The organism is Jatrophihabitans cynanchi (genome assembly GCF_027247405.1).
Lineage (GTDB): Bacteria > Actinomycetota > Actinomycetes > Mycobacteriales > Jatrophihabitantaceae > Jatrophihabitans_B > Jatrophihabitans_B cynanchi.
The window spans coordinates 1,634,227-1,658,560 of sequence record NZ_CP097463.1; the positions used below are offsets into that span (position 1 = coordinate 1,634,227).

General features: G+C 70.6%; 23 protein-coding genes. 10 read left to right on the forward strand and 13 right to left on the reverse strand.

Annotated features, from left to right (window positions below; translation table 11 throughout):
* Positions 1-19: 19 nt before the first annotated feature.
* Both M6B22_RS07865 and M6B22_RS07870 read right to left on the reverse strand, forming a co-directional pair.
* On the reverse strand, positions 20-652 hold the full coding sequence (locus M6B22_RS07865) for a PH domain-containing protein (RefSeq protein ID WP_269445216.1): 633 nt from the start codon (positions 650-652) through the stop codon (positions 20-22).
* A gap of 56 nt (positions 653-708) precedes the next feature.
* Positions 709-1,500: a biotin--[acetyl-CoA-carboxylase] ligase gene (locus M6B22_RS07870; RefSeq protein WP_269445217.1), complete on the reverse strand. Its 792-nt coding sequence runs from the start codon at positions 1,498-1,500 to the stop codon at positions 709-711.
* 84 nt (positions 1,501-1,584) lie between these two features.
* Between M6B22_RS07870 and M6B22_RS07875 the strand changes: the two genes are divergently transcribed.
* Positions 1,585-3,177, forward strand: a complete 1,593-nt coding sequence (locus tag M6B22_RS07875; RefSeq protein ID WP_269445218.1) for an acyl-CoA carboxylase subunit beta — start codon at positions 1,585-1,587, stop codon at positions 3,175-3,177.
* A 65-nt stretch (positions 3,178-3,242) separates the two neighbouring features.
* The gene (locus M6B22_RS21980) at positions 3,243-3,374 is read left to right on the forward strand and encodes an acyl-CoA carboxylase epsilon subunit (protein WP_331459808.1); all 132 of its coding nucleotides are present in this window, start codon (positions 3,243-3,245) and stop codon (positions 3,372-3,374) included.
* Here the strand turns inward: M6B22_RS21980 and M6B22_RS07880 are convergent.
* Positions 3,334-4,803: an MFS transporter gene (locus M6B22_RS07880; protein WP_269445219.1), complete on the reverse strand. Its 1,470-nt coding sequence runs from the start codon at positions 4,801-4,803 to the stop codon at positions 3,334-3,336. The two genes, M6B22_RS21980 and M6B22_RS07880, sit on opposite strands and share 41 nt — an antisense overlap.
* A gap of 86 nt (positions 4,804-4,889) precedes the next feature.
* Here M6B22_RS07880 and M6B22_RS07885 point away from each other — a divergent pair, with 86 nt between their 5' ends.
* Positions 4,890-5,321, forward strand: a complete 432-nt coding sequence (locus M6B22_RS07885) for a MarR family winged helix-turn-helix transcriptional regulator (protein WP_269445220.1) — start codon at positions 4,890-4,892, stop codon at positions 5,319-5,321.
* Between the two features lie 12 nt (positions 5,322-5,333).
* Here the strand turns inward: M6B22_RS07885 and M6B22_RS07890 are convergent, their stop codons facing one another.
* The gene (locus tag M6B22_RS07890; protein WP_269445221.1) at positions 5,334-6,131 is read right to left on the reverse strand and encodes an S-methyl-5'-thioadenosine phosphorylase; all 798 of its coding nucleotides are present in this window, start codon (positions 6,129-6,131) and stop codon (positions 5,334-5,336) included.
* Positions 6,132-6,368: 237 nt separating this feature from the next.
* On the opposite strand from M6B22_RS07890, the gene M6B22_RS07895 reads away from it, so the two are divergent.
* Together M6B22_RS07895 and M6B22_RS07900 are read left to right on the forward strand one after the other, a co-directional pair.
* Positions 6,369-7,514, forward strand: coding sequence for an acyl-CoA dehydrogenase family protein (locus M6B22_RS07895; RefSeq protein ID WP_269445222.1), 1,146 nt, complete (start codon positions 6,369-6,371; stop codon positions 7,512-7,514).
* Complete coding sequence (locus M6B22_RS07900; protein ID WP_269445223.1) at positions 7,511-8,110, forward strand: Maf family protein; 600 nt, start codon at positions 7,511-7,513, stop codon at positions 8,108-8,110. The genes M6B22_RS07895 and M6B22_RS07900 overlap by 4 nt, the downstream gene beginning before the upstream one ends.
* A 211-nt stretch (positions 8,111-8,321) precedes the next feature.
* Here the strand turns inward: M6B22_RS07900 and M6B22_RS07905 are convergent, their stop codons facing one another.
* From M6B22_RS07905 to M6B22_RS07930, 6 genes are all read right to left on the reverse strand, one after another.
* The gene (locus tag M6B22_RS07905) at positions 8,322-9,416 is read right to left on the reverse strand and encodes a right-handed parallel beta-helix repeat-containing protein (protein WP_269445224.1); all 1,095 of its coding nucleotides are present in this window, start codon (positions 9,414-9,416) and stop codon (positions 8,322-8,324) included.
* 211 nt (positions 9,417-9,627) lie between these two features.
* Complete coding sequence (locus tag M6B22_RS07910; protein ID WP_269445820.1) at positions 9,628-11,076, reverse strand: adenylate/guanylate cyclase domain-containing protein; 1,449 nt, start codon at positions 11,074-11,076, stop codon at positions 9,628-9,630.
* Between the two features lie 49 nt (positions 11,077-11,125).
* Positions 11,126-11,890 carry an ABC transporter permease gene (locus M6B22_RS07915; RefSeq protein ID WP_269445225.1) on the reverse strand — a complete coding sequence of 255 codons (765 nt, stop codon included), beginning with the start codon at positions 11,888-11,890 and terminating at the stop codon, positions 11,126-11,128.
* Complete coding sequence (locus M6B22_RS07920) at positions 11,887-12,795, reverse strand: ATP-binding cassette domain-containing protein (protein ID WP_269445226.1); 909 nt, start codon at positions 12,793-12,795, stop codon at positions 11,887-11,889. Before M6B22_RS07920 ends, M6B22_RS07915 begins: the two co-directional genes overlap by 4 nt.
* Before the next feature lie 234 nt (positions 12,796-13,029).
* Positions 13,030-14,550, reverse strand: coding sequence for an acyl-CoA carboxylase subunit beta (locus M6B22_RS07925; RefSeq protein ID WP_269445227.1), 1,521 nt, complete (start codon positions 14,548-14,550; stop codon positions 13,030-13,032).
* Positions 14,547-15,710: an acyl-CoA dehydrogenase family protein gene (locus tag M6B22_RS07930; protein ID WP_269445228.1), complete on the reverse strand. Its 1,164-nt coding sequence runs from the start codon at positions 15,708-15,710 to the stop codon at positions 14,547-14,549. Before M6B22_RS07930 ends, M6B22_RS07925 begins: the two co-directional genes overlap by 4 nt.
* 55 nt (positions 15,711-15,765) lie before the next feature.
* On the opposite strand from M6B22_RS07930, the gene M6B22_RS07935 reads away from it, so the two are divergent.
* The 5 genes from M6B22_RS07935 (at position 15,766) to M6B22_RS07955 (ending at position 20,640) form a co-directional block, all read left to right on the forward strand.
* A complete protein-coding gene (locus tag M6B22_RS07935) occupies positions 15,766-16,164 on the forward strand; it encodes a MerR family transcriptional regulator (RefSeq protein ID WP_269445229.1) in 399 nt (132 codons plus the stop codon).
* 127 nt (positions 16,165-16,291) lie between these two features.
* A complete protein-coding gene (locus tag M6B22_RS07940) occupies positions 16,292-17,611 on the forward strand; it encodes a glycoside hydrolase family 16 protein (RefSeq protein WP_269445230.1) in 1,320 nt (439 codons plus the stop codon).
* A gap of 143 nt (positions 17,612-17,754) precedes the next feature.
* Positions 17,755-19,518, forward strand: coding sequence for an acetyl/propionyl/methylcrotonyl-CoA carboxylase subunit alpha (locus tag M6B22_RS07945; protein WP_269445231.1), 1,764 nt, complete (start codon positions 17,755-17,757; stop codon positions 19,516-19,518).
* Entirely contained in the window at positions 19,518-20,300 is a 783-nt protein-coding gene (locus M6B22_RS07950) for an SDR family oxidoreductase (protein ID WP_407935664.1), read from the forward strand. Before M6B22_RS07945 ends, M6B22_RS07950 begins: the two co-directional genes overlap by 1 nt.
* Before the next feature lie 19 nt (positions 20,301-20,319).
* Positions 20,320-20,640, forward strand: coding sequence for a DUF5313 family protein (locus M6B22_RS07955; RefSeq protein ID WP_269445233.1), 321 nt, complete (start codon positions 20,320-20,322; stop codon positions 20,638-20,640).
* Positions 20,641-20,679: 39 nt separating this feature from the next.
* On the opposite strand, the gene M6B22_RS07960 is transcribed toward M6B22_RS07955, so the two are convergent.
* The 3 genes from M6B22_RS07960 to M6B22_RS07970 all read right to left on the reverse strand — a co-directional run bounded on the left by M6B22_RS07960 (position 20,680) and on the right by M6B22_RS07970 (position 24,278).
* Positions 20,680-22,038, reverse strand: a complete 1,359-nt coding sequence (locus M6B22_RS07960; RefSeq protein ID WP_269445234.1) for an HNH endonuclease signature motif containing protein — start codon at positions 22,036-22,038, stop codon at positions 20,680-20,682.
* Between the two features lie 440 nt (positions 22,039-22,478).
* Complete coding sequence (locus M6B22_RS07965; protein ID WP_269445235.1) at positions 22,479-22,823, reverse strand: hypothetical protein; 345 nt, start codon at positions 22,821-22,823, stop codon at positions 22,479-22,481.
* A gap of 9 nt (positions 22,824-22,832) precedes the next feature.
* On the reverse strand, positions 22,833-24,278 hold the full coding sequence (locus M6B22_RS07970) for an NAD(P)H-quinone dehydrogenase (protein WP_269445236.1): 1,446 nt from the start codon (positions 24,276-24,278) through the stop codon (positions 22,833-22,835).
* Positions 24,279-24,334: the final 56 nt, after the last annotated feature.

The following is a 24,334-nucleotide window of genomic DNA, read 5'->3' on the forward strand; positions in this document are numbered from 1 at the left end:
GCCGGCTGAGGGGCGCAGTTCAGTCCTGCGGCGGGTAGGGCTGCGGCGGGTAGGGCTGCGAGTACTGCTGGGTCGGGTAGCCGGGCTGACCGGGCTGCTGCGGCGGCTGACCCTGCGGGTAGCCCTGATAGCCCTGATACCCCTGCGCGGCGCGCTGCCGCCGTGACGCGTCCTCCTCGATCAGGCGGTTCAGCAACTGCTGCTGCTGCTCCGAACGCGGCACGTCGGTCAGCGTCTCCTGGCCGTGCTCGCCGGCCGACTCGATGGTGACCGTGCCCGCCTTGACGATGCGGTCCCACAGCGACTGGGTGAACGCGACGTCGCTGATCCGCTGCAGCGAGATGTCCCGGCCGGCGTGCCGCAGCACGCCGCGGCGGATCAGGATCCGGTGCGTGGTGAACACGTAGTGCGTGGTGCGCCATTCGATCCACGGCTTGAACGAGAGCCAACACAGCAGGATGAACCCCACCACGATGATCGCGATGATCAGGATCGAGTGCGCCGAACCGTCCGGCGCGAACCCGATCCCGAGCCCGGCCGCGGCGCAGATCAGGATGAACCACAGCGTCGCCGGAACGAGCGTGATCCAGTGCGGGTGCAGGTGCTCGACGACCTTCTCGTCGCTCTGCAGCAATTTGTCTGGGTACGCCACGACAACCTCCCGGGAACGGCTGACGTAACGCTAGCGGTTCGGCGCCGGATTTGGCTTCAGGCGATCGGCCGCAGGTGCTCGACGTCCCCGGCTCCGATCACGCTCTCGCCGCCGTCGAGCGTCGTCACCAGCAGCCGGCCGGCACTGTCGACGTCCCGCGCGACGCCCTCGATCCGCCGGCCGTCGAGCGCCGTGACGGCCACGCGCAGCCTCAAGGTGGAGCAGGCCTCGCGATAGGCCGCCGCCAGGCCGCACGCCTCCGCGTCGCCGCCGACGTCGTCCCACTGCGCCAGGCGCGCGTCCAGGCGATTCAGGATCGCGACGAGCAGCCGCGTGCGATCGACCTCGCCCGCCCCGCACAGCGCAAGCGAGGTGGCGGTCTCCACCGGGAGCTCTTCGTCGCTCGTCGAGACGTTGAGCCCGATGCCGATGACGACGGCCTCGCCGCTGGTCTGCGCCAGGATGCCGGCGAGCTTGCGGCCGTCCGCCGCCGCGAGCAGGTCGTTCGGCCACTTCACGGACACCTCCACGCCGGCGGCCTCGCTGACCGCCTCGCGCAGGGTCACCCCGGTCAGCAGCGGCAGCCAGCCCCAGGTGGCGATGGGGGCGGCCGGGCGAACCAGCACCGAGAACGTCAGCCCGGCACCGGGCGGCGAGGTCCAGCCGCGGTCCAGCCTGCCGCGGCCGGCCTGCTGCGCCTCGGCGACCAGGACGCTCCGGTCCGGGGCGCCGGTGTCGGCGAGCAGGTCGGCATTCGTCGAGCCGGTCTGCTCCACCACCTGCACGCGGGCCCATCGGCCGCCGAGCGCCGCACGCAGCTCGTCGGCGTCGAGTGGGGTTCGCGCCATGCGTTCACGGTAGCGCCGGAGCGGCCGCGAGATCGGTCACTACCGGATACGGGGTTGCGATTGTGGCAATTAGGCTCAGCGGTTATGGCAGCAGAGCCCCATCCGAACGAGCTCGACCCGCACAGCACGGCCGGCAAGCTGGCCGACCTCGAGCACCGGTACGACGAGGCGGTACACGCCGGTTCCGCGCGGGCCGTCGAGAAGCAGCACGCGAAGGGCAAGAAGACGGCCCGCGAGCGCGTCGAGGCGCTGCTCGACCCGGGCTCGTTCATCGAGCTGGACCAGTTCGCCCGGCACCGCTCCACGACGTTCGGCATGGAGAAGAACCGCCCGTTCGGCGACGGCGTGGTGACCGGGTACGGCACCGTCGACGGCCGGCCGGTCTGCGTGTTCAGCCAGGACGTCACCGTGTTCGGCGGCGCGCTCGGCCAGGTCTACGGCGAGAAGATCGTCAAGGTCCTGGACTTCGCGATGAAGACCGGCCGCCCGGTCGTCGGCATCAACGAGGGCGGCGGCGCGCGGATCCAGGAGGGTGTCGTCTCGCTCGGTCTCTACGGCGAGATCTTCCACCGCACCGTCCGCGCCTCCGGCGTCGTCCCGCAGATCTCGCTGATCATGGGTGCTGCCGCCGGCGGGCACGTCTACTCCCCCGCGCTCACCGACTTCGTCGTGATGGTCGACAAGACCTCGCAGATGTTCATCACCGGCCCGGATGTGGTCAAGACGGTCACCGGCGAGGAGGTGACGCTCGAAGAGTTGGGTGGCGCCCGCACTCACAACACCACCAGTGGCAACTCGCACTACCTCGCCAGCGACGAGGACGACGCGATCAACTACGTCAAGGCGCTGCTGTCCTACCTGCCGTCGAACAACCTCGACCCGCTGCCCGTGTACGACACCGAGGCGTCGACGGAGGTGGAGGCCTCGGACGCGTTCCTCGACTCGTTCATCCCGGACTCGGCGAACCAGCCGTACGAGATGCGCGAGATCGTCGAGCACCTGCTGGACGACGGCGAGTTCCTCGAGGTGCACCCGCTGTTCGCGCAGAACGTGATCGTCGGGTTCGGCCGGATAGAGGGGCACCCGATCGGCGTGGTCGCCAACCAGCCGATGCACTTCGCCGGCTGCCTGGACATCGACGCCTCGGAGAAGGCCGCGCGATTCGTGCGCACCTGCGACGCGTTCAACATCCCGGTGCTGACGCTGGTGGACGTCCCCGGCTTCCTGCCCGGCGTCGGGCAGGAGCACCAGGGCATCATCCGGCGCGGCGCCAAGCTGATCTTCGCCTACTCCGAGGCCACCGTTCCGAAGGTCACCGTGATCACCCGCAAGGCCTTCGGCGGCGCGTATGACGTGATGGGCTCCAAGCACCTGGGCGCCGACGTCAACGTCGCCTGGCCCACCGCGCAGATCGCGGTGATGGGCGCCCAGGGCGCGGCGAACATCCTGCACCGTAAGGCGATCGCCAAGGCCGACGACCCCGAGGCGGTGCGCGCGGAGCTCGTCCAGGAGTACGAGGACACCCTGGTCAACCCGTACGTCGCCGCCGAGCGCGGCTACGTCGACGCGGTCATCGCGCCGTCACAGACCCGCGCCTACGTGGTGAAGGCACTGCGCATGTTGCGAAACAAGCGCGAGTCGCTGCCACCCAAGAAGCACGGGAACATCCCGCTGTGAGTGCTGATCTGCGCATCGTCCGCGGCGAACCCACCGCCGAGGAGCTCGCTGCACTCGCCGCGCTGGTGACCGCAGCGGCAGCGGGCGGCGATGCCGAGGCACCACCGCCCGCACGCGGGCGCTGGAGCGACCCCAGCTGGGCGCACCAGCGGCCGCTCACACCAGGACCGGGCGCCTGGCGTTCCTCCGCACGCTGACCAGCCGCAGCACCGTCAGCAGCACGCCCACCGCGGACACCCCGACCACGACGCCGATCGCCGCGCTCATCCCGGGCAGCAGCCGGCCGGGCACCACGGCACCGTCCGAACTCGAACCGAGCACGGCGGAGATGACGGCCAGCACGATCGCGCCGCCGACCTGGATGCTCGTGTTCACCAAGCCGGACGCCAGCCCCTGCTCGTGGTCGGCGACACCGGACGTGGCCTGGGCGTTGATCGACGGGAACGACAGCGCGAACCCGATGCCGAGCAGGACCATCGTCGGCAGCAGGAAGTCGGCGTACGACATCCCCGGGTGCACGCGCAGGAACAGCACGTAGCCGGCGAGCATCGAGGTGAGCCCGAGCAGGATCAGCACCGACGTGTGCACCCGCTCCAGCACGAGTCCCATCCGGGTCGCGCTCGCAGCCACGATCAATCCGGCCGGCAGGAAGCCCAGCGCCATCGCGATCGGCGACCAGCCGAGTGAGTTCTGCAGGTACAGCGTCACCACGAACTGGAAGGCCGCGTAGCCGCCGAACAGCGCGGCACCGGAGACGTTCGCGTGCACCAGCGAGGCCGACCGCAGGATGCCGAGGCGCAGCAGCGGCCGCTCGTGCCGGCGTTCGGCGGCCACGAACAGCGTGCCGAGCGCGACGCTCACGGCGAGCAGCCCGATGGTGCGCAGCGATCCCCAGCCGTGTTGCGGAGCCTGCACCACGGAGTACACGAGCAGCAGCAGGGACGCGGTGCTGGTGAAGGCACCGATCAGGTCGAAGTGGCTCCAACTCACCCGCTCGCGCGTGCCGCTCGGGATCAGCCGGATGCCGGCGATCAGCAGGGCGAGCGCGACCGGACCGGGCATGAGGAAGGTGGCGCGCCAGCCGAGTTCGGTGAGCAGGCCGCCGAAGATAAGGCCGGAGGAGAAGCCGCTCGCCCCGCTGACCGTGTAGATGCTCAGCGCGCGGTTGCGGGCCGGCCCCTCGGCGAAGGTGGTCGTGATGATGGACAGCCCCGCCGGCACGGTGAACGCGGCGGCGGCGCCCTTGACGAAGCGCAGCGCGATCAGCGCCGTGTCGTTGCTCATCGCGGCGGTAGCCATCGAGGCCAGCCCGAACACCGCGACCGCGGTCAGGAACACGGCGCGTCGGCCGAGCAGGTCGCTGACCCGGCCGCCCAGGAGGAGCAGACCGCCGTAGCCGAGCACGTAGCCGCTGACCAGCCATTGCAGGGGGCCGGGCGAGAGCCCGAGATCGGAACCGACGGACGGAAGGGCGACGCCGACCATCGACACGTCGAGCGCATCGAGGAACAGCGCTCCGGACAGGACAGCCAGCAGAGCCCACACGGCGGCGTTCCACCGGGTATTCGGCTCGATGACGCGAGGAAGCGAGCGACCTGCCCTGGGGCGGGTCTGGGTGAGAGTCATGCCGACTAGCTTCATGCATCTGCATCTAATGTGCAAGCATTTTCTTCGCAAGCATATTGTGCAGCCGCATGTGCTAGCATGCGGGCATGGCCACGACCAGCGACGACGCCCTCGCCGCGCAGTGGCACGAGCTGATGGGCCGCTACCAGCGGCTGACCTGCACGCTGGACCGCGAACTGCAGGCGGCGCACGACCTCACGGCGAGTGACTTCGAGGTGCTCGAACAGCTGCACGACACCACTCCGGTTCCCAAACTGCGCATGCACGAACTCGGCGATCGGGTCCACCTGACGCAGAGCGCGCTGTCGCGCCTGGTCGCCCGGCTCGAGCGTGACGGGCTGCTGGAGCGCAGCATGTGCGCCGACGACCGGCGGTCGGTGGTGGTCACGCTCACCGACGAGGGGGCCGCGCGCTACCTGGCCGCCCGGCCCACCCAGCGGGCGATCCTGCGTTCGGACGGTGCCGGCTGTCTCGGCAACTCCCCTGCGGCGGCCCCGGCAGTACCCGCGGTCCGCTGACCGCCCCGTCCGCTAAGGCAGCACGAACCCGGCCGGGTGCGCAGAGACGTCCGCACAGCTGCAGTCCCCCTGCGCGGCCGGTAGCGCCTGCACCGTCGCAATCAACATTTCGCGCATCCGCGGCAGGTTCGCCGCGAAGGCCGCGAGCACCTCGGCGTGGGTCACGCCGGCGCCGACGTGCACCCCTGCGTCCAGGTCGGTGACCAGGGACAGGTTCGTGTAACACAGCGCCAGCTCACGGGCCAGCACCGCTTCGGGCATCCCGGTCATGCCGATGATGGACCAGCCGTTGCGCGCGTACGCCTGGGACTCGGCCCGGGTGGAGAAGCGCGGGCCGCCGATCACGACCAGGGTGCCGCCGTCGGTGACCGGCACATCGGTCGCGACGGCCGCGGCGCGGCCGCGCGGGCAGTACGGGTCGGCGAACGAGATGTGCCCGACCCCGGCCCCGTCGGCGAAGTAGGTGCTCGGCCGCCGGGCCGTCCGGTCGACGAGCTGGTCGGGCACCACCAGCGTCCCGGTCGGAAGCGCCGGGTCGAGCGAGCCGACCGCCGACAGCGACACCACCTGGCGTGCTCCCGCGGCGCGAAGCGCCCACAGATTGGCGCGGTACGGCACCTCGTGCGGGGCATAGCGGTGATCGGCACCGTGCCGCGGCAGGAAGGCGACCTCGCGCCCGGCGAGCGTGCCGAGCGCCACCGGCGCGCTCGGTGCCCCGTACGGCGTGTCCAGCTCCCGGGTTCGGGCACCGTCCAGCAGCCGGTAGAACCCCGACCCGCCGATCACGCCGACCACATCCGTGACTGCCATGACAGGCAGGTTAGCGCCCGATCCGGCGGCGAGCCGCAGTGCCAGGACTTGCCAAATTCGCGAACTTCGAGATGATGTCCTAGAGAAGCCGGAGCGCGGGAACCCCCGATCCTCGCTCCGGCTTCCCTATGTGAGCATTCTTTGCGACGTGCGGCGCCTGCAGCCTCCGTCGCCGGCGTCCCGGCGCTCGCGCGCACTTGATACAAACGACGCACGCACACCGCCCCGGGAGTGGCCATGGACCGCAAGCACTTCGACGCCGAGCACCTCGCCTTCGCCGAGGCGTTCCGCGCCTTCGCCGACAAGCAGCTCGTGCCGCACTACCTGGACTGGGAGCGGGCCGGTATCACTCCGCGCGAGGTCTTCGCCGAGGCCGGCCGCAGCGGCTTCCTGGGCATGCAGGTGCCCGAGGAGTACGGCGGCGGGGGCACGAGCGACTTCCGCTTCAACCAGGCGATGAACGAGCAGATCGCCGACGCCGGGATCACCGGCTCCGGGCTCGGCCTGAGCCTGCACAACGACACCTGCCTGCCCTACTTCCTCACGTTCTGCAACGACGAGCAGAAGCAGCGCTGGCTGCCGGGCATCGCCGCGGGTGAACTGATCACCGCGGTCGCGATGACCGAGCCCGGCGCCGGTTCGGACCTGTCCGGCATCCGCACCAGCGCCCGGCGCGACGGCGACCACTACGTCGTCAACGGGGCCAAGACGTTCATCACCAACGGCATCAACGCCGATCTGGTGATCACCGTCGTGCGCACCGGGGAGGACCGGCACAAGGGTCTGTCGCTGCTGATCGTCGAGCGCGGCACCGACGGCTTCGAACGCGGACGCAACCTGGACAAGCTCGGCCTGCACAGCCAGGACACCGCCGAACTGTCCTTCAGCGACGCCCGCGTGCCGGTGGCGAACCTGCTCGGCGAGGAGGGCGCGGGGTTCGCGCAGCTCACCCAGAAGCTGCCCCAGGAACGGATGTCGATCGCGGTCGCGGCAGTGGCCGAAGCCCGCGCCGCGTTCAACGAAACGCTGCGCTACGTCAAGGACCGCAAGGCGTTCGGTACCAGCATCGGCTCGTTCCAGAACACCAAGTTCGTGCTGGCCGAACTGGTCACCGAGATCGACATCGCGCAGGCCTGGGTGGACCTGTGCGTCACCCGCCTCAACGCCGGTGAACTCTCGACGGCGGACGCGTCGAAGTCGAAGTGGTGGTGCACCGAACTGCAGGGCCGCGTGCTCGACAAGTGCCTGCAACTGCACGGCGGTTACGGGTACATGAGCGAGTACCCGGTCTCGCGCCGGTTCGCCGACGCGCGGGTCACCCGCATCTACGGCGGCTCCACGGAGATCATGAAGAGCGTCGTCTCCAAGTCGCTGGATCTGTGAGGCTCGTCCTCGCCTCGGCCTCCCCCGCCCGGCTGCAGACGCTCCGCTCCGCCGGGCTCGCCCCCGAGGTGATCGTCAGCGGGGTCGACGAGGACGCGATCACGGCCGGCAGCGCGCGCGAACTGGTCCAGGCGCTGGCCGACGCCAAGGCCGAGGCGGTGGCGGACACGCTCGCCGCCGAACCCGCCCTCGTGCTGGGCTGCGACTCACTGCTCGAGTTCGACGGGCTCGCGCTTGGCAAGCCCGAGGACCGGGCCGAGGCCGAGGCACGCTGGCGCCGGATGCGTGGCGGGCGCGGCGTACTGCACACCGGGCACTGCCTGATCGACGCCGGCCGGCACCGCCGCGCCGTCGCGACCGTGGCCACCACGGTGCGCTTCGCCGACGTCAGCGACGCCGAGATCGCCGCATACTGCGCCTCCGACGAGCCGCTGCACGTGGCGGGCGCGTTCACGATCGACGGGCTGGGCGGATGGTTCGTCGAGGCGATCGAAGGCGATCACCACAACGTGGTCGGACTGTCCCTTCCGGCGCTGCGCGGCATGCTCGCCGAACTGGCTTATCAGCTCACCGATCTCGGGTACCCTGCGCCCTGACGTCGCTGGGCTACCTGGCGGCTGACGCCGCTGGGCTACCTGGCGGCTGACGCCGCTGGGCTACCTGGCGGCTGACGCCGCTGGGCTACCTGGCGGCTGACGCCGCTGGGCTACCTGGCGGCTGACGCCGCTGGGCTACCTGGCGGCTGACGCCGCGGTGCCACGGCGGACTGCGACCGCCGTGGCACCGGTCCCCCTCGGATGGAGCTTGTCAGTAGCTCGGGACGCTGCCGTGGTGCTGCGCCACCCGCACGAACCTGTTGTGGCCGCCGGTCACCGTCACGTCGCCGGCGGTGAAGATGCCGTAGTGGTCGTCGTGGATCAAGTTGTACGCGACCTTGATCGTGAGCGGTGTGGCGCTGCCCAGGTAGATGCCGGTCGTCTCCGGGTCGGACTGGTCCTGGCGCAGGTTGTTCGTGCCGATGACGTTGCCGATGACGGAGTTGCCGCGGAAGTCACTCGCCGTCCCGTCCGGCAGGGCAGGCACGTGCGAGTGCACGACCACGCCCCCGTGCCCGTTGCCGTGGAACTCGTTCCAGGCGATGGTGTTGTTGCGCACGATGCCGTTCGGGATCGGGCTCGCCATGATCACGCCGCTACCGGCAGAGGCGTCGGGCGCGGTAGGCGTCGAGAGCCCGTTGTCGTCGGAACGGTTGAACGTGACGACGTTCCCGATCACACCCGCACCGGTGTGGTCGGCCAGCGCGATGCCGCAACCGCCGAAGTTCTCGTTGGTGACGTTGCCCGACACCAGGTTGTGCGCCGCCGGTTGACCGAGGTCGTCGGACACGTTGATGCCGACCCCGTTACCCACTGCGCGATTGCCCACCGCCATCGAGTACGACGTGCTGTTCAGGTCGATGCCCGAGCCGAGGTTGCCCTTGACCGTGTTGCCGATGATCCGGACGTGGTTCGCGGTGACCGGCCCGTGATCGGTCAGCCCTGCAGTGAGGATCCCGTCGGCGGGCGCGTTGCTGCTCGGATCCAGTGGGCTGGCGTTCTGCACGGTCAGCCCGCGGATCGTCACCCACGACGCCGATGTGCCTACGCCGTAAGGCATTCCGGTCGCGTCGATGACCGCACCCGGCCGGCCGGCGAGGGTCATCCGGTGCGTGATCGTGAACATGCCGTGGTAGGTGCCGCGGCAGACCACGACCGTGCCGCCGTCCGCTACCGCTCCGATCGCGGCCTGGATGTCGGTGAACCCGGCGTGCCTGCACCAGTGGTCGTGCTGACCTGCGACCGAGGCCGCCACGTAGACGGTGTGCGGTGCTTGGTACGGGTGGGCCGCGGCCGGCCCGGCCATCGCCAAGCCTGCAACGGCCGTCGCCAACGCGGTCGTGAGAACTGCAGCACGGCTGTGTACACGCATGAATCCCGCCCCCTCCAGGCCGATCCCAGCGCGCCCCACGCAGGCTGGGACTGTGCGCAAGCTAGCACCGCCCGAGAACTCGGGCCAGGGACGAATCGGACAACCGTTCTGTGAATGCCGCGAGCGGCATGGAATGTCCGGGTGATCAGCCGGTCCAGATACCGGTGGCGACCGCGCGCCCGCGCAGCAGCACCTCACCGCCCTCGCTCCAGTGCGTCCGCTCGGTGTCGGCGCAGCGCGCGAGCACCGCGGCGGACGCGAGCACGCCGCCCGGGACGCTCTTGGCCAGGTCGGTCAGCCGCGCGGCCTCGTTCACCGCATCGCCGACAACCGTGTACTCGAGCCGGCTGTGCGCGCCGATCTGCCCGGCTACGACCCGACCCGCGGCCACCCCGATGCCGACCTCGACCTCGCCGAGGGCGCGCACCCGGTCCCGGATCTCCCGCGCCGACCGCAGTGCGCCACCCGCCGGATCCACCAACTCGACCGGCGCGCCGAACACGCACAGCGCCGCGTCGCCCTCGAACTTGTTGACCAGGCCGCCGTTGCGCTCGACCGCCTCGACCACGATCTGGAAGAACCGGTTCAGCATCGCGACGAACTCGCCCGGCTCCCTCGTCCTGGTCAGCGTGGTCGAACCGGTGATGTCGACGAACAGGGCGACCACGTCACGCTCCTCGCCGGACAGCGTGACCCCGCTGCGCAACGCCTCTTCGGCCACGGCCGGCCCGACGTGCCGGCCGAACAGGTCCTGGATGCGCTCACGTTCGCGCAGCCCGGCCACCATGTCGTTGACGCCCTTCTGCAGCAGGCCGATCTCGCCGGGATCCTCGACGTGCACCTGCGGCAGTTCGCCGCGACCCACCTCGGCGAGCGTGCCGACGAGGCCCCGCAGCGGCGTGCCGATGGAACGGGCCGCGAGCGCGGTCGAGGCCGCGCCGACGAGCAGCGCCACGCACGCGGTGACGATGCTCGCCCCGCGCACGTGGGTGCGATCGGACGGTGCGAGCAGGATCATCAGGATTCCGAGCACGGGAACGCCGGATGTCAGCAGCCAGATCAGCATCAGCCGGGCGCGGACCGACACGAGCGGGCTGTGGCCGGGCGGATGTGCTTGTAGTGCACGGCGGATCACCGGCTGGGCCACCCGCGCAACCAGCAGGTAGGTGACCCCTGCCGAGCACAGCCCGGACAGCAGGACACCGGCGGCTATGTCGAACGCCGTGCCGCCGTCGAGGCCGACCGTGATCGCGATGATCGCCACCACCGCCGTGTCGATCAGCCAGATGACCGCGGCGACCGCCGCCATGTCGAGCGGGATGCGCACGGCCCGCCGGGCGCTGTCGGCGTCGGGATCCTGTCCGCGCAGCACCCAGTGCAGCGTGCGGTGCTGCAGCAGCACCGCGGCGCCCATACCGGCCAGGACCGAGGCCACCAGGATGATCAGGGCCGAGGTGATCAGGACGACCGCCTGGTGATGCGTGGTGTTCGCGTTCAGAGCGAGCACGAGCAGCGAGACGATCACGGCACCGACGACGTTGGCGCCCACGCCGACCACGGCCAGCCCCAACACCGTCCGCACGACGAACGGCATCCGGCTCACCGGGCAATCCTCGCATCGCGGCGGTGTCCGCGCCTGCCGGTCAGGGGTCGACGCGCACCATGCGCCAGGCCCCGGCCACCAGGGTGGCAGCGACGTAGCCGGTCAGCACAGCCAGCCCGGTCCACGGCGCGAAGGAGTGCGGGTCGCTGTGGCCGGCGATCGCCTGCATGCCGACCTGCGACGGAAGCCACCGGCCGACGAGGTGGACGACGCTTTCCGGAAGGATCTGCACGATCACCGGGGCGACCACGAGCAGCGACGCCAGCCAGGTGATCGCGGATGCGGACGAGCGGGTCAGCGCGCCGATCGCGACGCCCCAGACACAGATGAGGACCAGGTACAGCGCGCCGGCGCCGAGTGCACGCGCCAGGTTGTGAGCGCCCCAGCCGACGGACAGCCCGGCGGTGCCGAGCAGCGCCTGCCCGACCGCGTACGCCGCCGCGCAGGCGCCGGCGGCGGCGATGCACGCGACCGCGGAGTGGGTGCCGAGCTTGGCGGCCAGCACCCGTAGCCGGGCCGGCTGGGCGAGGAAGGTCGTGGTGATCATGCCGGTCGCGTACTCGCGGGTGATGCACAGCACGCCGAACACGCCCACGGCGAGCACGGCGGCGTTGATGCCCTGCAGCGACGTCCCGATCGAGTCGAACCGGCCGCGTTCCACCGCGCTCATGTGCGCGGCACTGCCGGCCATGGCGGCCGCGACGACGGCACTGACCACGACCGCGAGCCCGATCGCGACCGCGACGGTGCGCGAGGTGCGCTGCAGCGGTAGCAGCTTGTGCCACTCCATCGACAGCGAGCTCATGCTGCTTCCACCGCCGCCGTGTACTCGCAACTCTGCGCGGTCAGATGCATGAACGCGTCCTCCAGCGACGCCTGCTGCGGCGACAGCTCGTACAGCACGGCGCCGACCCGGGCGGCCACCGAACCGACCTGCTCGATCGGCATGCCGACCACGTCCAGCGCGTCGCCGGAGCGCCACAGCGTCGCGCCCTCCTGCTCGAGCGCGGCGGCGAGCACGTCCAGTTGCGGGGTCCGCACCCGCACCGAGCTGTCGACGCGGGCAGTGAAGCTGGCCATGCTCTCGGCGGCGATCAGCCGGCCGCGTCCGATCACCACGAGCTCGTGCGCGGTCAGTGCCATCTCGCTCATCAGGTGGCTGGACACGAAGACCGTGCGTCCCTCGTCCGCCAGCGAGCGCATGAAGGTGCGGATCCAGTGGATGCCTTCGGGGTCCAGCCCGTTGATCGGCTCGTCCAGCAACAACACCGGCGGATCGCCGATCAGCGCGGCCGCGATGCCGAGCCGCTGCCGCATGCCCAGCGAGAACGCACCGACCCGGCGGCCGCCGACCGCGTCCAGCCCGACCTGCCCGAGCACGAGTTCGGCCCGACCGACCGGGATGCGGTTCGCGGCGGCCAGCCAGCGCAGGTGATCCAGCGCCGAGCGGGCCGGATCGACGGCGCCGGGATTGATCAATGCGCCGATCTCGCGCAGCGGGTGGGCCAGGTCACGGTAGCGGCGGCCGGCGATGGTCGCGGTGCCCGCGTCCGGATCGGTCAGGCCCAGGATCATCCGGGCGGTGGTGGTCTTGCCGCTCCCGTTGGGGCCGAGGAAGCCGGTGACGGCGCCTGGCCGGACATCGAAGCTGAGGTCCTCAACCGCCGGGCAGCCGCGGAATCGCTTGGTCAGGCTTCGAACTTCGATCATGCGGGCGGCTCTCTGAGGGGCATCGCACTGAGTATCGGTCACCGCGGCCGGATCGTTAGCGCGTTGTTATCCGACTGCCAGGTTCCGTCCGCCGCAGGGCCTCGATCCGCACCCGGCGCCACGCCTGGTATCCCGCGTCGGGGCCTAGTGGCTCTTCCGGGCGGGTGCTCAGCGCCGCCAATACCGCCACCACGTCCTCTGCAGTGGCGTTGCCGCGGACCCGCACGACCGCGCTCATGTGGGTGGGACGCCGTGGCGCTTGGGGGCGATCGAGCGGGACTTGCCGACGAGCACGGCGTAGCGCCGCACGAGTTCGGCGCGCAACTCGCTCGGCTCGATGATCACGTCCAGCACGAGGTCGGCGGCCAGCCGCAGCAGGTCGACGTCCTGCTCGTACTCGGCCCGCTTCTGCGCGACGAAGCTCTCCCGTTCGCCGGCGTCGTCGATCTGCTCGATCTTGTTCGCGTACACCGCGTTGACCGCGGCCTGCGGGCCCATCACCGCGATCTTCGCGGTGGGCAGCGCGATGCAGGCGTCCGGCATGAACCCGGGACCGGCCATCGCGTAGAGGCCGGCACCGTACGCCTTGCGCACGATCACCGAGATCTGCGGCACTGTCGCCTCGGCCACCGCGGTGATCATCTTCGCGCCGTGCCGGATGATCCCCTGCCGCTCGACGTCGCTGCCGATCATGAAGCCGGGGACGTCCGCGAGGTACAGCAACGGCACGTTGAACGCGTCGCACAGCCAGATGAAACGGGCAGCCTTGTCGGCCGAGTCGACGAACAGCACGCCGCCACGCACCGCCGAGTTGTTCGCCACGATGCCCACCGGCCGGCCGTCGATCCGGCCCAGCCCGGTGATCAGTTCGGCCGCGAACAGCGGCTTGACCTCGAAGAAGGAGTCGGCGTCGATCAGCCCCTCGATGATCTCGTGCATGTCGAAGGGCACGGACTCTTCGGCAGGCACCACGTCGTCGGCCAGCTCGACCGTGCTCGCCTCGGCCGCGACGTCCGGCGCCGGCTCGCGCCAGCAGGACGGCAGGTAGGAGAAGAACAGCTTCGCCTGCTCGATCGCGTCCGCGTCGTCGACCGCGAGGTTGTCCCCGCAGCCGGAGACGGACGCGTGCATCCGCGCGCCACCCATCTGTTCCAGGGTCACCTTCTCGCCGACGACCATCTCGGCCATCCGCGGGGAGCCCAGGTACATCGAGGCGTTGCCCTCCACCATGATCACGATGTCGCAGAACGACGGGATGTACGCGCCACCGGCGGCCGACGGCCCGAACAGGCAGCAGATCTGCGGCACCTTGCCGGACAGCGCGACCTGGTTGTGGAAGATCCGGCCTGCGCCGCGACGGCCGGGGAACAGCGCCACCTGGTCGGTGATGCGTGCGCCCGCGGAGTCGATCAACCAGAAGATCGGCAGCTCCTCGGTGAGCGCGCGTTCGGTGATCCGGATGATCTTCTCGACGGTGCGCGCGCCCCACGAGCCGGCCTTCACCGTCGGGTCGTTGGCGACCACCAGCACCGGGCGGCCGTCGACGAGGCCCTGGCCGGTGACCACGCCGTCCGCGGGCAGTCCGGCCTGCAACGCGTTCGCGAGCTGGCCGTCCTCGACGAAGCTGCCCTCGTCCATCAGCAGCGCGATCCGGTCGCGGACGTACAGCTTGTGCTGCGCCGCGAGCTTCGCCGCGGCCTTGTCCGGCGCCGTGAGCGTCGCGTCGCGCGCTGCGCGGATCGCCTTGTCGCTCATGCGACCGGCAACCCGAGGCCGCGGGCGATGAGCATGCGCTGCACCTCGGACGTCCCTTCCCCGATCTCGAGGATCTTGGCGTCACGATAGAACCGCGCCACCGGGAACTCCTCCATGAAGCCGTTGCCGCCGAAGACCTGGGTGGCTACCCGGGTGGCGGTGACCGCGGCTTCGGACGAGTACAGCTTGGCGATCGCCGCGGCCTGCTTGATCTCGGCCGTCGAGCGGCCGGCGTCCTTGAGCGCGGCCGCCTTGTAGGTCAGCAAGCGAGCCGCCTCGACGGAGACGGCGAGGTCGGACAGCGAGAACGCCACCGCCTGACGTGCTCCGATCGGGACGCCGAACGTGTGCCGCTGTTTCGCGTAGCGCACCGAGTGCTCCAGGCACGCCTGCGCCAGCCCGACCGCGAGCGCCGAGATGGCGATGCGGCCGTCGTCGAGCACCGCCAGGAACTGGGCGAAACCCTTGCCACGTGTACCGAGCAGGTTGCCCTCCGGCACGCGGCAGTCCTCGAAGGTGAGCCCGTGCGTGTCCGAGATGTGCCAGCCGAGCTTGTCGTAGGCGGGTTCGACGATGAAACCGGGCGTGCCGCTGGGCACCATGATCGCCGAGATCTCCTGCGGTCCGGTGCGCGCGGTGACCGTCACGACCGAGGTGATGTCGGTGCCGGAGTTGGTGATGAATGCCTTGCTGCCGTTGATCGTCCACTGCCCACCGTCCAACTCGGCGCGCGTGCGGGTGGCTCCCGCGTCCGAGCCCGCCTCCGGCTCGGTCAGCCCGAATGCGGCCAGCGCCCGCCCGGCGACCAGCTCGGGCAGCCAGGCCTGCTTCTGCTCCTCGGTGCCGTACGTCAGGATCGGGTTGATGCCGAGCCCGACACCGGCCTCCAGCGTGATACCGATCGACTGGTCGACGCGGCCCAGCTCCTCGATCGCCACGCACAGCGAGGTGAAGTCCCCCCCACCGCCGCCTCCACTTCCGCCGTACTGCTCGGGCACGACCAGGCCGAACAGGCCGAGGTCGCCCATCGCCCGCACCACCTCCAGCGGCAGGTGATGGTCGCGGTCCCAGCCGGCCACGTACGGGGCAACCTCGCGCTCGGCAAAGTCGCGGACCACTGCACGGAAGGACTCGTGCTCGCTGGACAGTTCGAACGTCATCACTGCTCCTGAGGTACCCTTGACGTTAACGTCAACGTAAGGCAAGGATAGCGCGATGACCGGCTCGGCGGAACGGTCCCGCACCTGGACGGTCGGCGAGCTCGCCGACGACCTGGGCGTGACCACCCGCACGCTGCGCTTCTACGAGGCCGAGGGGCTGATCACGCCGAGCCGCGCCGGGACGAACCGGGTCTACTCGCAGCGCGACCGCGCCCGGCTCCGCCTCATCCTGCGCGGCCGTCGCTTCGGCATGACGTTGCGCGAGTGCCGCGAGATCGTGGACATGTACGACGGCGCGGCGTCCTCCGAACGGCGCCAGCTGCAGGCACTGCTTGCCCGGCTGGACGAGATCGCGACCGATCTGCGCGCCCGCCAGGCCGACCTGCGCCGCACCCTGCGTGAGGTGGACGAGGTCGCTACCCAGTGCCGCGACCGGCTGCAGGAGCTGGGTTGATCGACATCCGGTTTGCGGCCTCATAAAGTTTCTGTTAGTTTCACCTCGAGGGGAAACACGGCGGGGCCCGAGCTGGACGGCACCCGGTTGACCCGGAGCGTCGTCCTGAGATGTGAGGACGACCCGTATGAGCCCCCACGCGCTGCTGTCGCCGGCCCGTATTCGTATCGCGGGCGGCGCGTTGCTCGTGTCCGCGGCCGTGGTGCTGGCCACCGCCGCCACCCCGGCCCCGTCCGCCCACCTGGACTCCGCAACTCCCGGCACGCCGGGAGTCGCGGGCTCGCCGCGCGCAACCTGGTCCCCATCCGCCGCCGGCTCGCTGTCGGCCGCGGCCCCGTCCCGCCCGACTCCGACCGGCACCGCCGTGGCCGCGCCGGGCGCGGGCGGGCCCGGATCAGGAACGCCTCAGGCGAGCAGCCGGCCCACCGCCGGCGCCACCGCCGGCTCGACCGCCGCGGGCAGTTCGGTCGAGCCGGCGGGTGGTCACCGTCAGGCCACCTCGCCGCGTGCGGCACAGCCGGCCCGACCCGCGGGACGGGCCTTCGCCCCGATCGCCGGAACCGGCGCGAAGGCGGGCAAGCGCTCCGCACCGATCAAGGCCGCCACCGGCTCGGGCACCCCCGCCTGCGGCGGGTCGGCCCCGCGCAAGGCCGACGGCAGCCTGTGGATCTGCAGCTTCGACGACGAGTTCAGCGGGACCGCCCTGGACACCGGCAAGTGGACCGTCCAGACCACCAAAGCGAGCGGTTTCCACTCCGGCGCCGAGTGCTTCACCGACTCGCCACGCAACATCGCGGTGTCCGGCGGCACGCTGCGCCTGACCGTGCGCAAGGAGGCCGCCCCGTTCAGCTGCGCCAGCCCGCGCGGCGCCTACCAGACCCAGTACACGAGCGGCACGGTCAACGGCTTCGGCAAGTTCGCCCAGGCGTACGGGCGGTTCGAGGTCCGCGCCCAGCTGCCGAGCGCCACGGTGCCGGGCCTGCAGGAGACGCTCTGGCTGTGGCCGACGGACCAGTTCAAGTACGGTGCGTGGCCCTCGTCCGGCGAGATCGACTTCGGCGAGTTCTACAGCCAGTACCCCGGCTGGGCGATCCCCTACCTGCACTATGACGTGCTGCAGTCGAGCGTGAACTGGGCGACGAACACGAACGTGTACACGGCGCTGCCCGCGCCCTACGCGCAGCCCGGAATGAACTGCCGGATCAACCAGGCGGCGTTCAACACCTACACGCTCACCTGGCAGCCCGGCCGCCTCGTGATCGCGATCAACGGCCAGAACTGCATCGTCGACAACTACGCCGCCACCGGCCTCAGCGGGGCCGCGCCGTTCGACCAGCCGTTCTTCATCGCGCTCACCCAGGCGTTGGGGATCGGCAGCAACGCGCCGACTGCGAGCACCCCGCTTCCGGCGACCACGCAGGTCGACTACGTCCGCATCTGGAAGTAACCCGGCACTGCGGACGCGTTGCCCGGCACGCGAGAAGCACCACATCCGCTCGGTTCGTCCGATCCGGCGCGGGTAGTGTCCGCCAGGACGGTGTTGGTGCTCCCGGGTCATGGATGCGTGCCCGGACCTCAGGAGGCTCGGCAGTGCAGAAGGTGCTGATCGCCAACCGTGGCGAGATCGCAGTGCGGGTCGCCCGCGCCTGTCGGGACGCCGGCTACACGTCAGTGGCCGTCTACGCCGAACCCGACCGCGACGCACTGCATGTGCAGACGGCCGACGAGGCGTTCGCGCTCGGCGGGAACACCCCGGCCGATTCGTACCTGGTCATCGACAAGGTGATCGACGCCGCCAAGCGTTCCGGTGCCGACGCGGTGCACCCCGGGTACGGCTTCCTGTCCGAGAACGCGGACTTCGCCCAGGCGGTCCTGGACGCCGGACTGACCTGGATCGGCCCGTCGCCACAGTCGATCCGCGACCTGGGCGACAAGGCGGTCGCGCGGCACATCGCCGAGCGCGCCGGTGCGCCGCTCGTTGCCGGCACCAAGGATCCGGTGTCCGGGGCGGACGAGGTGATCGCCTTTGCCGAGGAGTACGGGCTGCCGATCGCGATCAAGGCCGTCTACGGCGGCGGCGGCCGCGGCATGAAGATCGCCCGCGAGCTGTCCGAGGTGGCCGAACTCTACGAGTCCGCGGTGCGCGAGGCGATCTCCGCGTTCGGTCGCGGCGAGTGCTTCGTGGAGCGGTACCTGGATCGCTCGCGGCACGTCGAGGCGCAGGTGCTCGCCGACCAGCACGGCAACGTGATCGTGGTGGGCACCCGCGACTGCTCGCTGCAGCGGCGCAACCAGAAGCTGGTCGAGGAGGCACCGGCGCCGTACCTGACCGACGAGCAGCGCGCGACGATCCACGCGTCCGCCAAGGCGATCTGCCGCGAGGCGAAGTACCACGGTGCCGGCACGGTCGAGTATCTGGTGGGTGCGGACGGAGTCATCAGCTTCCTGGAGGTGAACACACGGCTGCAGGTCGAGCACCCGGTCACCGAAGAGACGAGCGGCATCGACCTGGTGCGCGAGCAGTTCCGTATCGCCGAGGGCGAGAAGCTGCGCTTCACCGAGGACCCGGCGCCGCGCGGGCACGCGTTCGAGTTCCGCATCAACGGCGAGGACCCGGGCCGGGGTTTCCTGCCCGCACCCGGCACCGTAACGACCTACCACGAACCGGCCGGACCCGGCGTGCGCGTCGACTCCGGCGTCGGCCCGAACTCGGTGATCGGCGGCGCGTTCGACTCGCTGCTCGCAAAGCTGATCGTGGTCGGTGAGGACCGCGCCGAGGCGCTGCAGCGCGCGCGCCGGGCGCTGGACGAGTTCGTGATCGAGGGGATGGCGACCGCACTGCCGTTCCACCGCGCCGTCGTGCGCGATCCGGCGTTCGCGACCGGCGACGACACCCCGTTCACCATCTTCACGCGCTGGATCGAGACCGAGTTCGACAACCAGATCCCGCCGTTCAGCGGTGCCGCCGAGTCCGCTGAGGAGGCAGGTCCGCGCGAGACGATCGTCGTCGAGGTCGGGGGCAAGCGGCTCGAGGTCTCGCTGCCGGCAGGCTTCGGTGCGGGTTCCGGAGGCGGATCGGGCGCGCGCAAGGCCGCGCCCAAGCGCTCCGCCGGCAAGAAGTCCGGCGCGGCCCTGTCCGGCGACGCGCTGACCGCTCCGATGCAGGGCACCATCGTCAAGGTCGGGGTTGCCGACGGCGACGTGGTCGAGGCCGGCCAGATGATCGTCGTGCTCGAGGCGATGAAGATGGAGCAACCGCTGAACGCCCACAAGAGCGGGACGATCACCGGGCTGAACGCCGAGGTCGGCGCGGTCGTCACGTCCGGATCGGCGATCTGCGAGATCAAGGACTGATCTTGGTGCCGGCCGCCTTCATCACCGGCGCGGCGGCCGGGATCGGTCGGGCCACGGCGCTGCGGTTCGCTGCGGCCGGCTACCTCGTGGGCTGTACCGACGTCGACGGGGCCGGGCTGGCATCGCTGGCGGCCGATGTCGAGGCGGCCGGTGGCGCTACCTGGACGGCTGTTCTCGACGTGAGCGATCCGGCCGGCTGGACCGCACGGCTGGCCGAGTTCGCCGAGGTCTCCGGCGGTCGGCTGGACGTGCTCGTGAACAACGCGGGCGTCCTGCGCATCGGCCGGTTCGCCGACGTCGACCTGGACGTGCATCTGCGCACGGTGCGGGTGAACGTCGACGGCGTGATCAACGGCTGCCATACCGCGTATCCCTACCTGCGGGCGACGCCTGGCGCGCACGTGGTGAACCTGTGCTCGGCGTCCGCGATCTACGGCCAGCCCGAACTCGCGACCTACTCGGCGACCAAGTTCGCGGTGCGCGGCCTGACCGAGGCCCTGGAACTGGAGTGGGCCGCGGACGGCATCACGGTCACCGCGCTGTGGCCGCTGTTCGTGGACACGGCGATGCTCGCCCAGCGGCACGCCGCCAGTACCGACTCGCTGGGGGTGCGTCTGAGCGCGCAGGACGTCGCGGACGCGGTTCTCGACGCGGTCCGGCCACGCCGCGTGCGCCGAGTCCATCGCGCAGTGGGCAGGCAGGCCAAGGTGATGCGCGCTGCCGCGGCGGTCGCACCGGGCTGGCTGATGCGCCTTTCGAACAAGCGGATCGCGAAGCTCTGAGGCCGGGCAAGATGGACGTATGGCCGAGCGCCCACCGGTAGGCCGCTGGCTGCTGTACGCGATCGGCTTCCGGCTCCCCGAACGCTATGACGAGTGGGTCTTTCGCGATCTGAACTCGCGCGGCTGGCGGCTGCGCGAAAGCCTACGGATCCTGGCGACCGCCCTGCCGTTCGCTATCGGTGCGCTGTTCCTTCCCGGCGAGCTCGGCCTACGCGAGCTCACCGCGTCGTTCTTCGTCTTCGGGCCGGCGCTCATCGCCGCTGCGTATGCCGACGAGTTCCGTGCCTACCGCCTACGGCAGCACGGTCTACTGCCACCCTCCGGACCCGACCCGGACTGATGTCTTCATCATCTGCGGCGACGATCCGCGCCGCTTGCCCTATGTCTTCAGGGGAAAGCTCGGTCGGGGGTCGTGTGCGGTGTTGCGGATGGGGGTTTGGTTGCCTGTCCAGGCGGGTGGGATCCAGTGCGGGATCCCTCCCCCGCCGGCTACGCCTTCATTGGCGGGGGGACTCCCACTGAGCATGCGGCACACCCAGCCGAGGCGTTCGAACGTGCGGTGGTGGTAGGTGCAGAGTAGGCAGCCGTTGTCGATGTGGGTGGGTCCGCCGTCGGCCCAGGGCACGATGTGGTGGACCTGGCAGTGTTGTGGTGGTGCGTCGCAGCCGGGGAATGAGCAGCCTTTGTCTCGGATGATCAGGGCGTGGCGTTGCTGGCGGGTGAAGATGCGGCAGGGGGTGCCGAGGGCTTCGATGCGCCGGTGTTGGTTGATCCAGACGGGTTGTACGAGGGTGTCCCCGCCGTCGGCCCACTGCCGGGCGGTGCTGGCGTGCACGATGGTGCCGTGTCCGGTGGTGGCGGTGCCGGTGCCGGTGAGGAACGCCTCGCGGGTCATGCTGAGTAGCAGGGTGCTGCTGATGCCGCCGCAGTCGGGCAGCAGTTCGGCGCGGGCGGTGAGTTTGAGCGCCTCCAGGAGCGCGTCGTGGCGCCGTTGCGGCGCAGTCCGGGGGTCCTTCCCGCCATCGGCGGCAGGCTTGGGTTTGGCGAGCGTGTCGAACACTGTGCGCAGCCACTCGGTGAGTTCGGCGGTGCAGTTGCCGCTCAACCGGCCGGACCCGTCGGGGCGGATGGCGAGGGTGACTTCGCGTTGGCGTTGCCGCTGGGTTTCTTGGGTGAGTAGCCCGTCCGGGTCCAGTAGCGCGGTGACGTGCCGGGTCAGGGTGCGTAGTTGGTCCAGGTCCAGCTCGCCGGCCTGCTTCGTGAGGGTGTGTTCGAGGTCCCGGTCGACCTCGGCCCGTACCGCGTCGGGGAGCTGTTCGATGGTGTGCACGATCAGCTTCGCGGCCGGTTCGGACACCTGACCGGCGGCTTGCGCCGCGGCCAGGACCGGGTAGAGGGGTTCGAGGGGTTCGCCGAGCAGGGTGCGGCGCGGTCCGAGTGCTTCGGCCGCGACGACGCGGGCTTTGGCCGCACCGATGCCGACCCGCAGCACGCTGCGCGCCAGTGTCGTCATCGAACGCTCCCCGAGGGTGTGCGGGACGTTGCGGGTCTGCAACTGTCCGATCAGGGCGTGATCGATCGGGGCCAGGGTGCGGCGCCGGTGTTCCAGTTCGCGCCACGGGGCCAGGACTTCGCTGTCGCTGTGAGAGTCCAGCACCAGGGTGTTCAGCCGCTGCAACACGGTGTCGAGTTCGGCCAGCACGGTGCCCGCTTCCGGACTGACGTCACTGCCGAACATGCTAGCGATAATAGCAGGTGTGACCGACAGATTCCACCCGAAACAAGGCGATACTCGAGATTTCTCGGCGAATCGCGGGCAACCGGAACCTGCTGCAGCGGGCAGACCATGACGAGCACAAACCCAGCAGCCCAGCGCGAAGGCGACCGGCAGCGCCAGCCGAAACGGCCGCAGCCGCCGTCGGTGCGCCCTTCACCACGTTCGGAGGCGACCCGGCAGCGCGAGCCGAGGATGCAGCCCCCGGCCCCGTCGGTGCGTCTACCACCACGCGCGAACGCGACCCGGCAGCGCGAGCCAGGCACGAGACGAACCACCGCCGTCGGCGCGACCCTCACCACAGGCGGACCGTGACCCGGCAGCGCGACCCGAGGCACGAGTGCACGCGCCAGCCGCCCCACCCGCGGCGCACCTCCGGCCGACCGACCGACGAGCTCCGGGAGTCAGTTGCGGCGGGCGCGTATCCGATCGATGGCAGCGATCCGCTTGCGGTTGATCTCGACGAGTTCGGCCGTCCGACGTTCGATGTCCGCCCGCGTCGTCCCCGGCGGGAACACCATCGCCCAGCCGCCGCCCTCCAGCTCCGGCACCCGCTCGACCATCGAGGCGGTCTCGACGTGATGGGTGCCGGTGAACGCGTGCGAGTCGTCGACGATCGCGACCAGCACATGCCCGTCCGGGACGGAGGGCAGCTCGGCGACGATGAGCTCGACGTGCTCGGCGAACACGGCAGCGACCTCGATCGTGCGGCCGGCGCGGGCACGCGCCTCGGGTGAGAGATCAACCATGATGTCCTTCTAGTCCAGGTCGTCGTGCAACATCAGCCGGCGGGCGGCCTCGGCCAGCGAGCCGGACAGCGCGGGATAGACGCCGATCGTGCCGGCCACGTCCGCGACCGTGAGGCCGCGCTGCACGGCCAGCGCCATCGGGAAGATCAACTCGGACGCGTTCGGGGCGACGATCACCGCACCGACCACTACGCCGGTGGCCGGCCGGCAGTACACCTTGACGAACCCGTCGCTGTGGCCCTGCATCTTCGCGCGGGCGTTCGTGGCGAGCGGCAGGGTGATGCTCCGGGCGGGTACGGCACCGGACGTGATCGCCTCGTAGCCGATCCCGACCGTGGCGATCTCCGGGTGCGTGAAGATGTTCGCCGCCACGGTCTTGAGCCGCAGCGGCGCCACGGCCTCGCCGAGCGCGTGCCACATCGCGATCCGGCCCTGCATGCCGGCCACCGAGGCGAGCAGCAGCACCCCGGTGCAGTCACCGGCCGCGTAGATGGACGGGATGTTGGTGCGCGAGACACGATCGACGCCGATGTAGCCGTCAGCATTCAGCTCCACGCCGACGTGTTCCAGCCCGAGGTCGGGCGTGTTCGGCACCGACCCCACACACATCAACGCGTGCGAGCCGTGCACCACCCGCCCGTCCAACAACTCGACGAGCACGCCGTCGTCGGAGCGGCGCACCGCCGACGCTCGCGCCCGCTTGATCAGCGTCCCGCCGCGCGAGGTGAACACCTGCTCAATGACCTCGGCCGCGTCCGGGTCCTCGCCAGGCAGCACTCGGTCCCGACTGGATACCAGGGTGACCGGCACCCCGAGCTCGCAGTAGCCGCTGGCGAACTCGGCGCCGGTGACGCCGGAGCCGACCACGATCAGGTGCTCGGGCAACTCGGTCAGCTCGTACACGTCCCGCCAGGACAGGATCCGCTCACCGTCCGGCACGGCGGTCGGCAGCACGCGGGGCGTCCCGCCGGTGGCGAGCAGCACGACGTCGGCCTCGACCGTCTCGATGATCCGCCCGGAGTAGTCGAGTACCTCCACCCGGTGCGCGCGCGGCGGTTGCTCGGCGGCGAACCGTCCCGCGCCGGCGAGCACGGTGACCTTCTCGTGCAGCAGCCGCTCGGTGATGTCCTCGGACTGCTGCAGCGCCAGGGCCTTGATCCGCGCGTTGACCTGGCGCAGGTCGACGTGCACCTCGGCGGACACCGCGCCGCCGACGCCCACCCTCGGCGCGTCCCGGAAGGCGGTGACCCGGTCGCTCGTGGCGATCAGCGTCTTGCTCGGCACGCAGTCGGTGAGCACGCACGAGCCGCCCAAGCCTCCCCCGGCGGCTACGCCCCCATTGCCGGGGGGACCCCCACCGACGCCTATGACCGTCACCTCGGCCCCGAGCTGGGCGGCCACCAGGGCCGACTCGTAGCCCGCAGGTCCGCCGCCGAGGATCACGATGCGCGTCACGCCGAGCATTGTCCCGCACCGTGCGTCCGGAGCCGCGCCGTCCACCCGTCCGGACC

What these genes read in the sequence shown, in the direction of transcription:
- M6B22_RS07880 (WP_269445219.1), bottom strand. Translation starts at nt 4,803, where the DNA reads ATGACTCTCACCCAGACCCGCCCCAGGGCAGGTCGCTCGCTTCCTCGC.
- M6B22_RS07965 (WP_269445235.1), bottom strand. Translation starts at nt 22,823, where the DNA reads ATGGTTGATCTCTCACCCGAGGCGCGTGCCCGCGCCGGCCGCACGATC.
- M6B22_RS07895 (WP_269445222.1), top strand. Translation starts at nt 6,369, where the DNA reads ATGGACCGCAAGCACTTCGACGCCGAGCACCTCGCCTTCGCCGAGGCG.
- M6B22_RS07915 (WP_269445225.1), bottom strand. Translation starts at nt 11,890, where the DNA reads ATGAGCTCGCTGTCGATGGAGTGGCACAAGCTGCTACCGCTGCAGCGC.
- M6B22_RS07930 (WP_269445228.1), bottom strand. Translation starts at nt 15,710, where the DNA reads ATGACGTTCGAACTGTCCAGCGAGCACGAGTCCTTCCGTGCAGTGGTC.
- M6B22_RS07940 (WP_269445230.1), top strand. Translation starts at nt 16,292, where the DNA reads ATGAGCCCCCACGCGCTGCTGTCGCCGGCCCGTATTCGTATCGCGGGC.
- M6B22_RS07890 (WP_269445221.1), bottom strand. Translation starts at nt 6,131, where the DNA reads ATGGCAGTCACGGATGTGGTCGGCGTGATCGGCGGGTCGGGGTTCTAC.
- M6B22_RS07905 (WP_269445224.1), bottom strand. Translation starts at nt 9,416, where the DNA reads ATGGCCGGGCCGGCCGCGGCCCACCCGTACCAAGCACCGCACACCGTC.
- M6B22_RS07955 (WP_269445233.1), top strand. Translation starts at nt 20,320, where the DNA reads ATGGCCGAGCGCCCACCGGTAGGCCGCTGGCTGCTGTACGCGATCGGC.
- M6B22_RS07885 (WP_269445220.1), top strand. Translation starts at nt 4,890, where the DNA reads ATGGCCACGACCAGCGACGACGCCCTCGCCGCGCAGTGGCACGAGCTG.
- M6B22_RS07870 (WP_269445217.1), bottom strand. Translation starts at nt 1,500, where the DNA reads ATGGCGCGAACCCCACTCGACGCCGACGAGCTGCGTGCGGCGCTCGGC.
- M6B22_RS07935 (WP_269445229.1), top strand. Translation starts at nt 15,766, where the DNA reads ATGACCGGCTCGGCGGAACGGTCCCGCACCTGGACGGTCGGCGAGCTC.
- M6B22_RS07920 (WP_269445226.1), bottom strand. Translation starts at nt 12,795, where the DNA reads ATGATCGAAGTTCGAAGCCTGACCAAGCGATTCCGCGGCTGCCCGGCG.
- M6B22_RS07960 (WP_269445234.1), bottom strand. Translation starts at nt 22,038, where the DNA reads ATGTTCGGCAGTGACGTCAGTCCGGAAGCGGGCACCGTGCTGGCCGAA.
- M6B22_RS07875 (WP_269445218.1), top strand. Translation starts at nt 1,585, where the DNA reads ATGGCAGCAGAGCCCCATCCGAACGAGCTCGACCCGCACAGCACGGCC.
- M6B22_RS07925 (WP_269445227.1), bottom strand. Translation starts at nt 14,550, where the DNA reads ATGAGCGACAAGGCGATCCGCGCAGCGCGCGACGCGACGCTCACGGCG.
- M6B22_RS07910 (WP_269445820.1), bottom strand. Translation starts at nt 11,076, where the DNA reads ATGCCGTTCGTCGTGCGGACGGTGTTGGGGCTGGCCGTGGTCGGCGTG.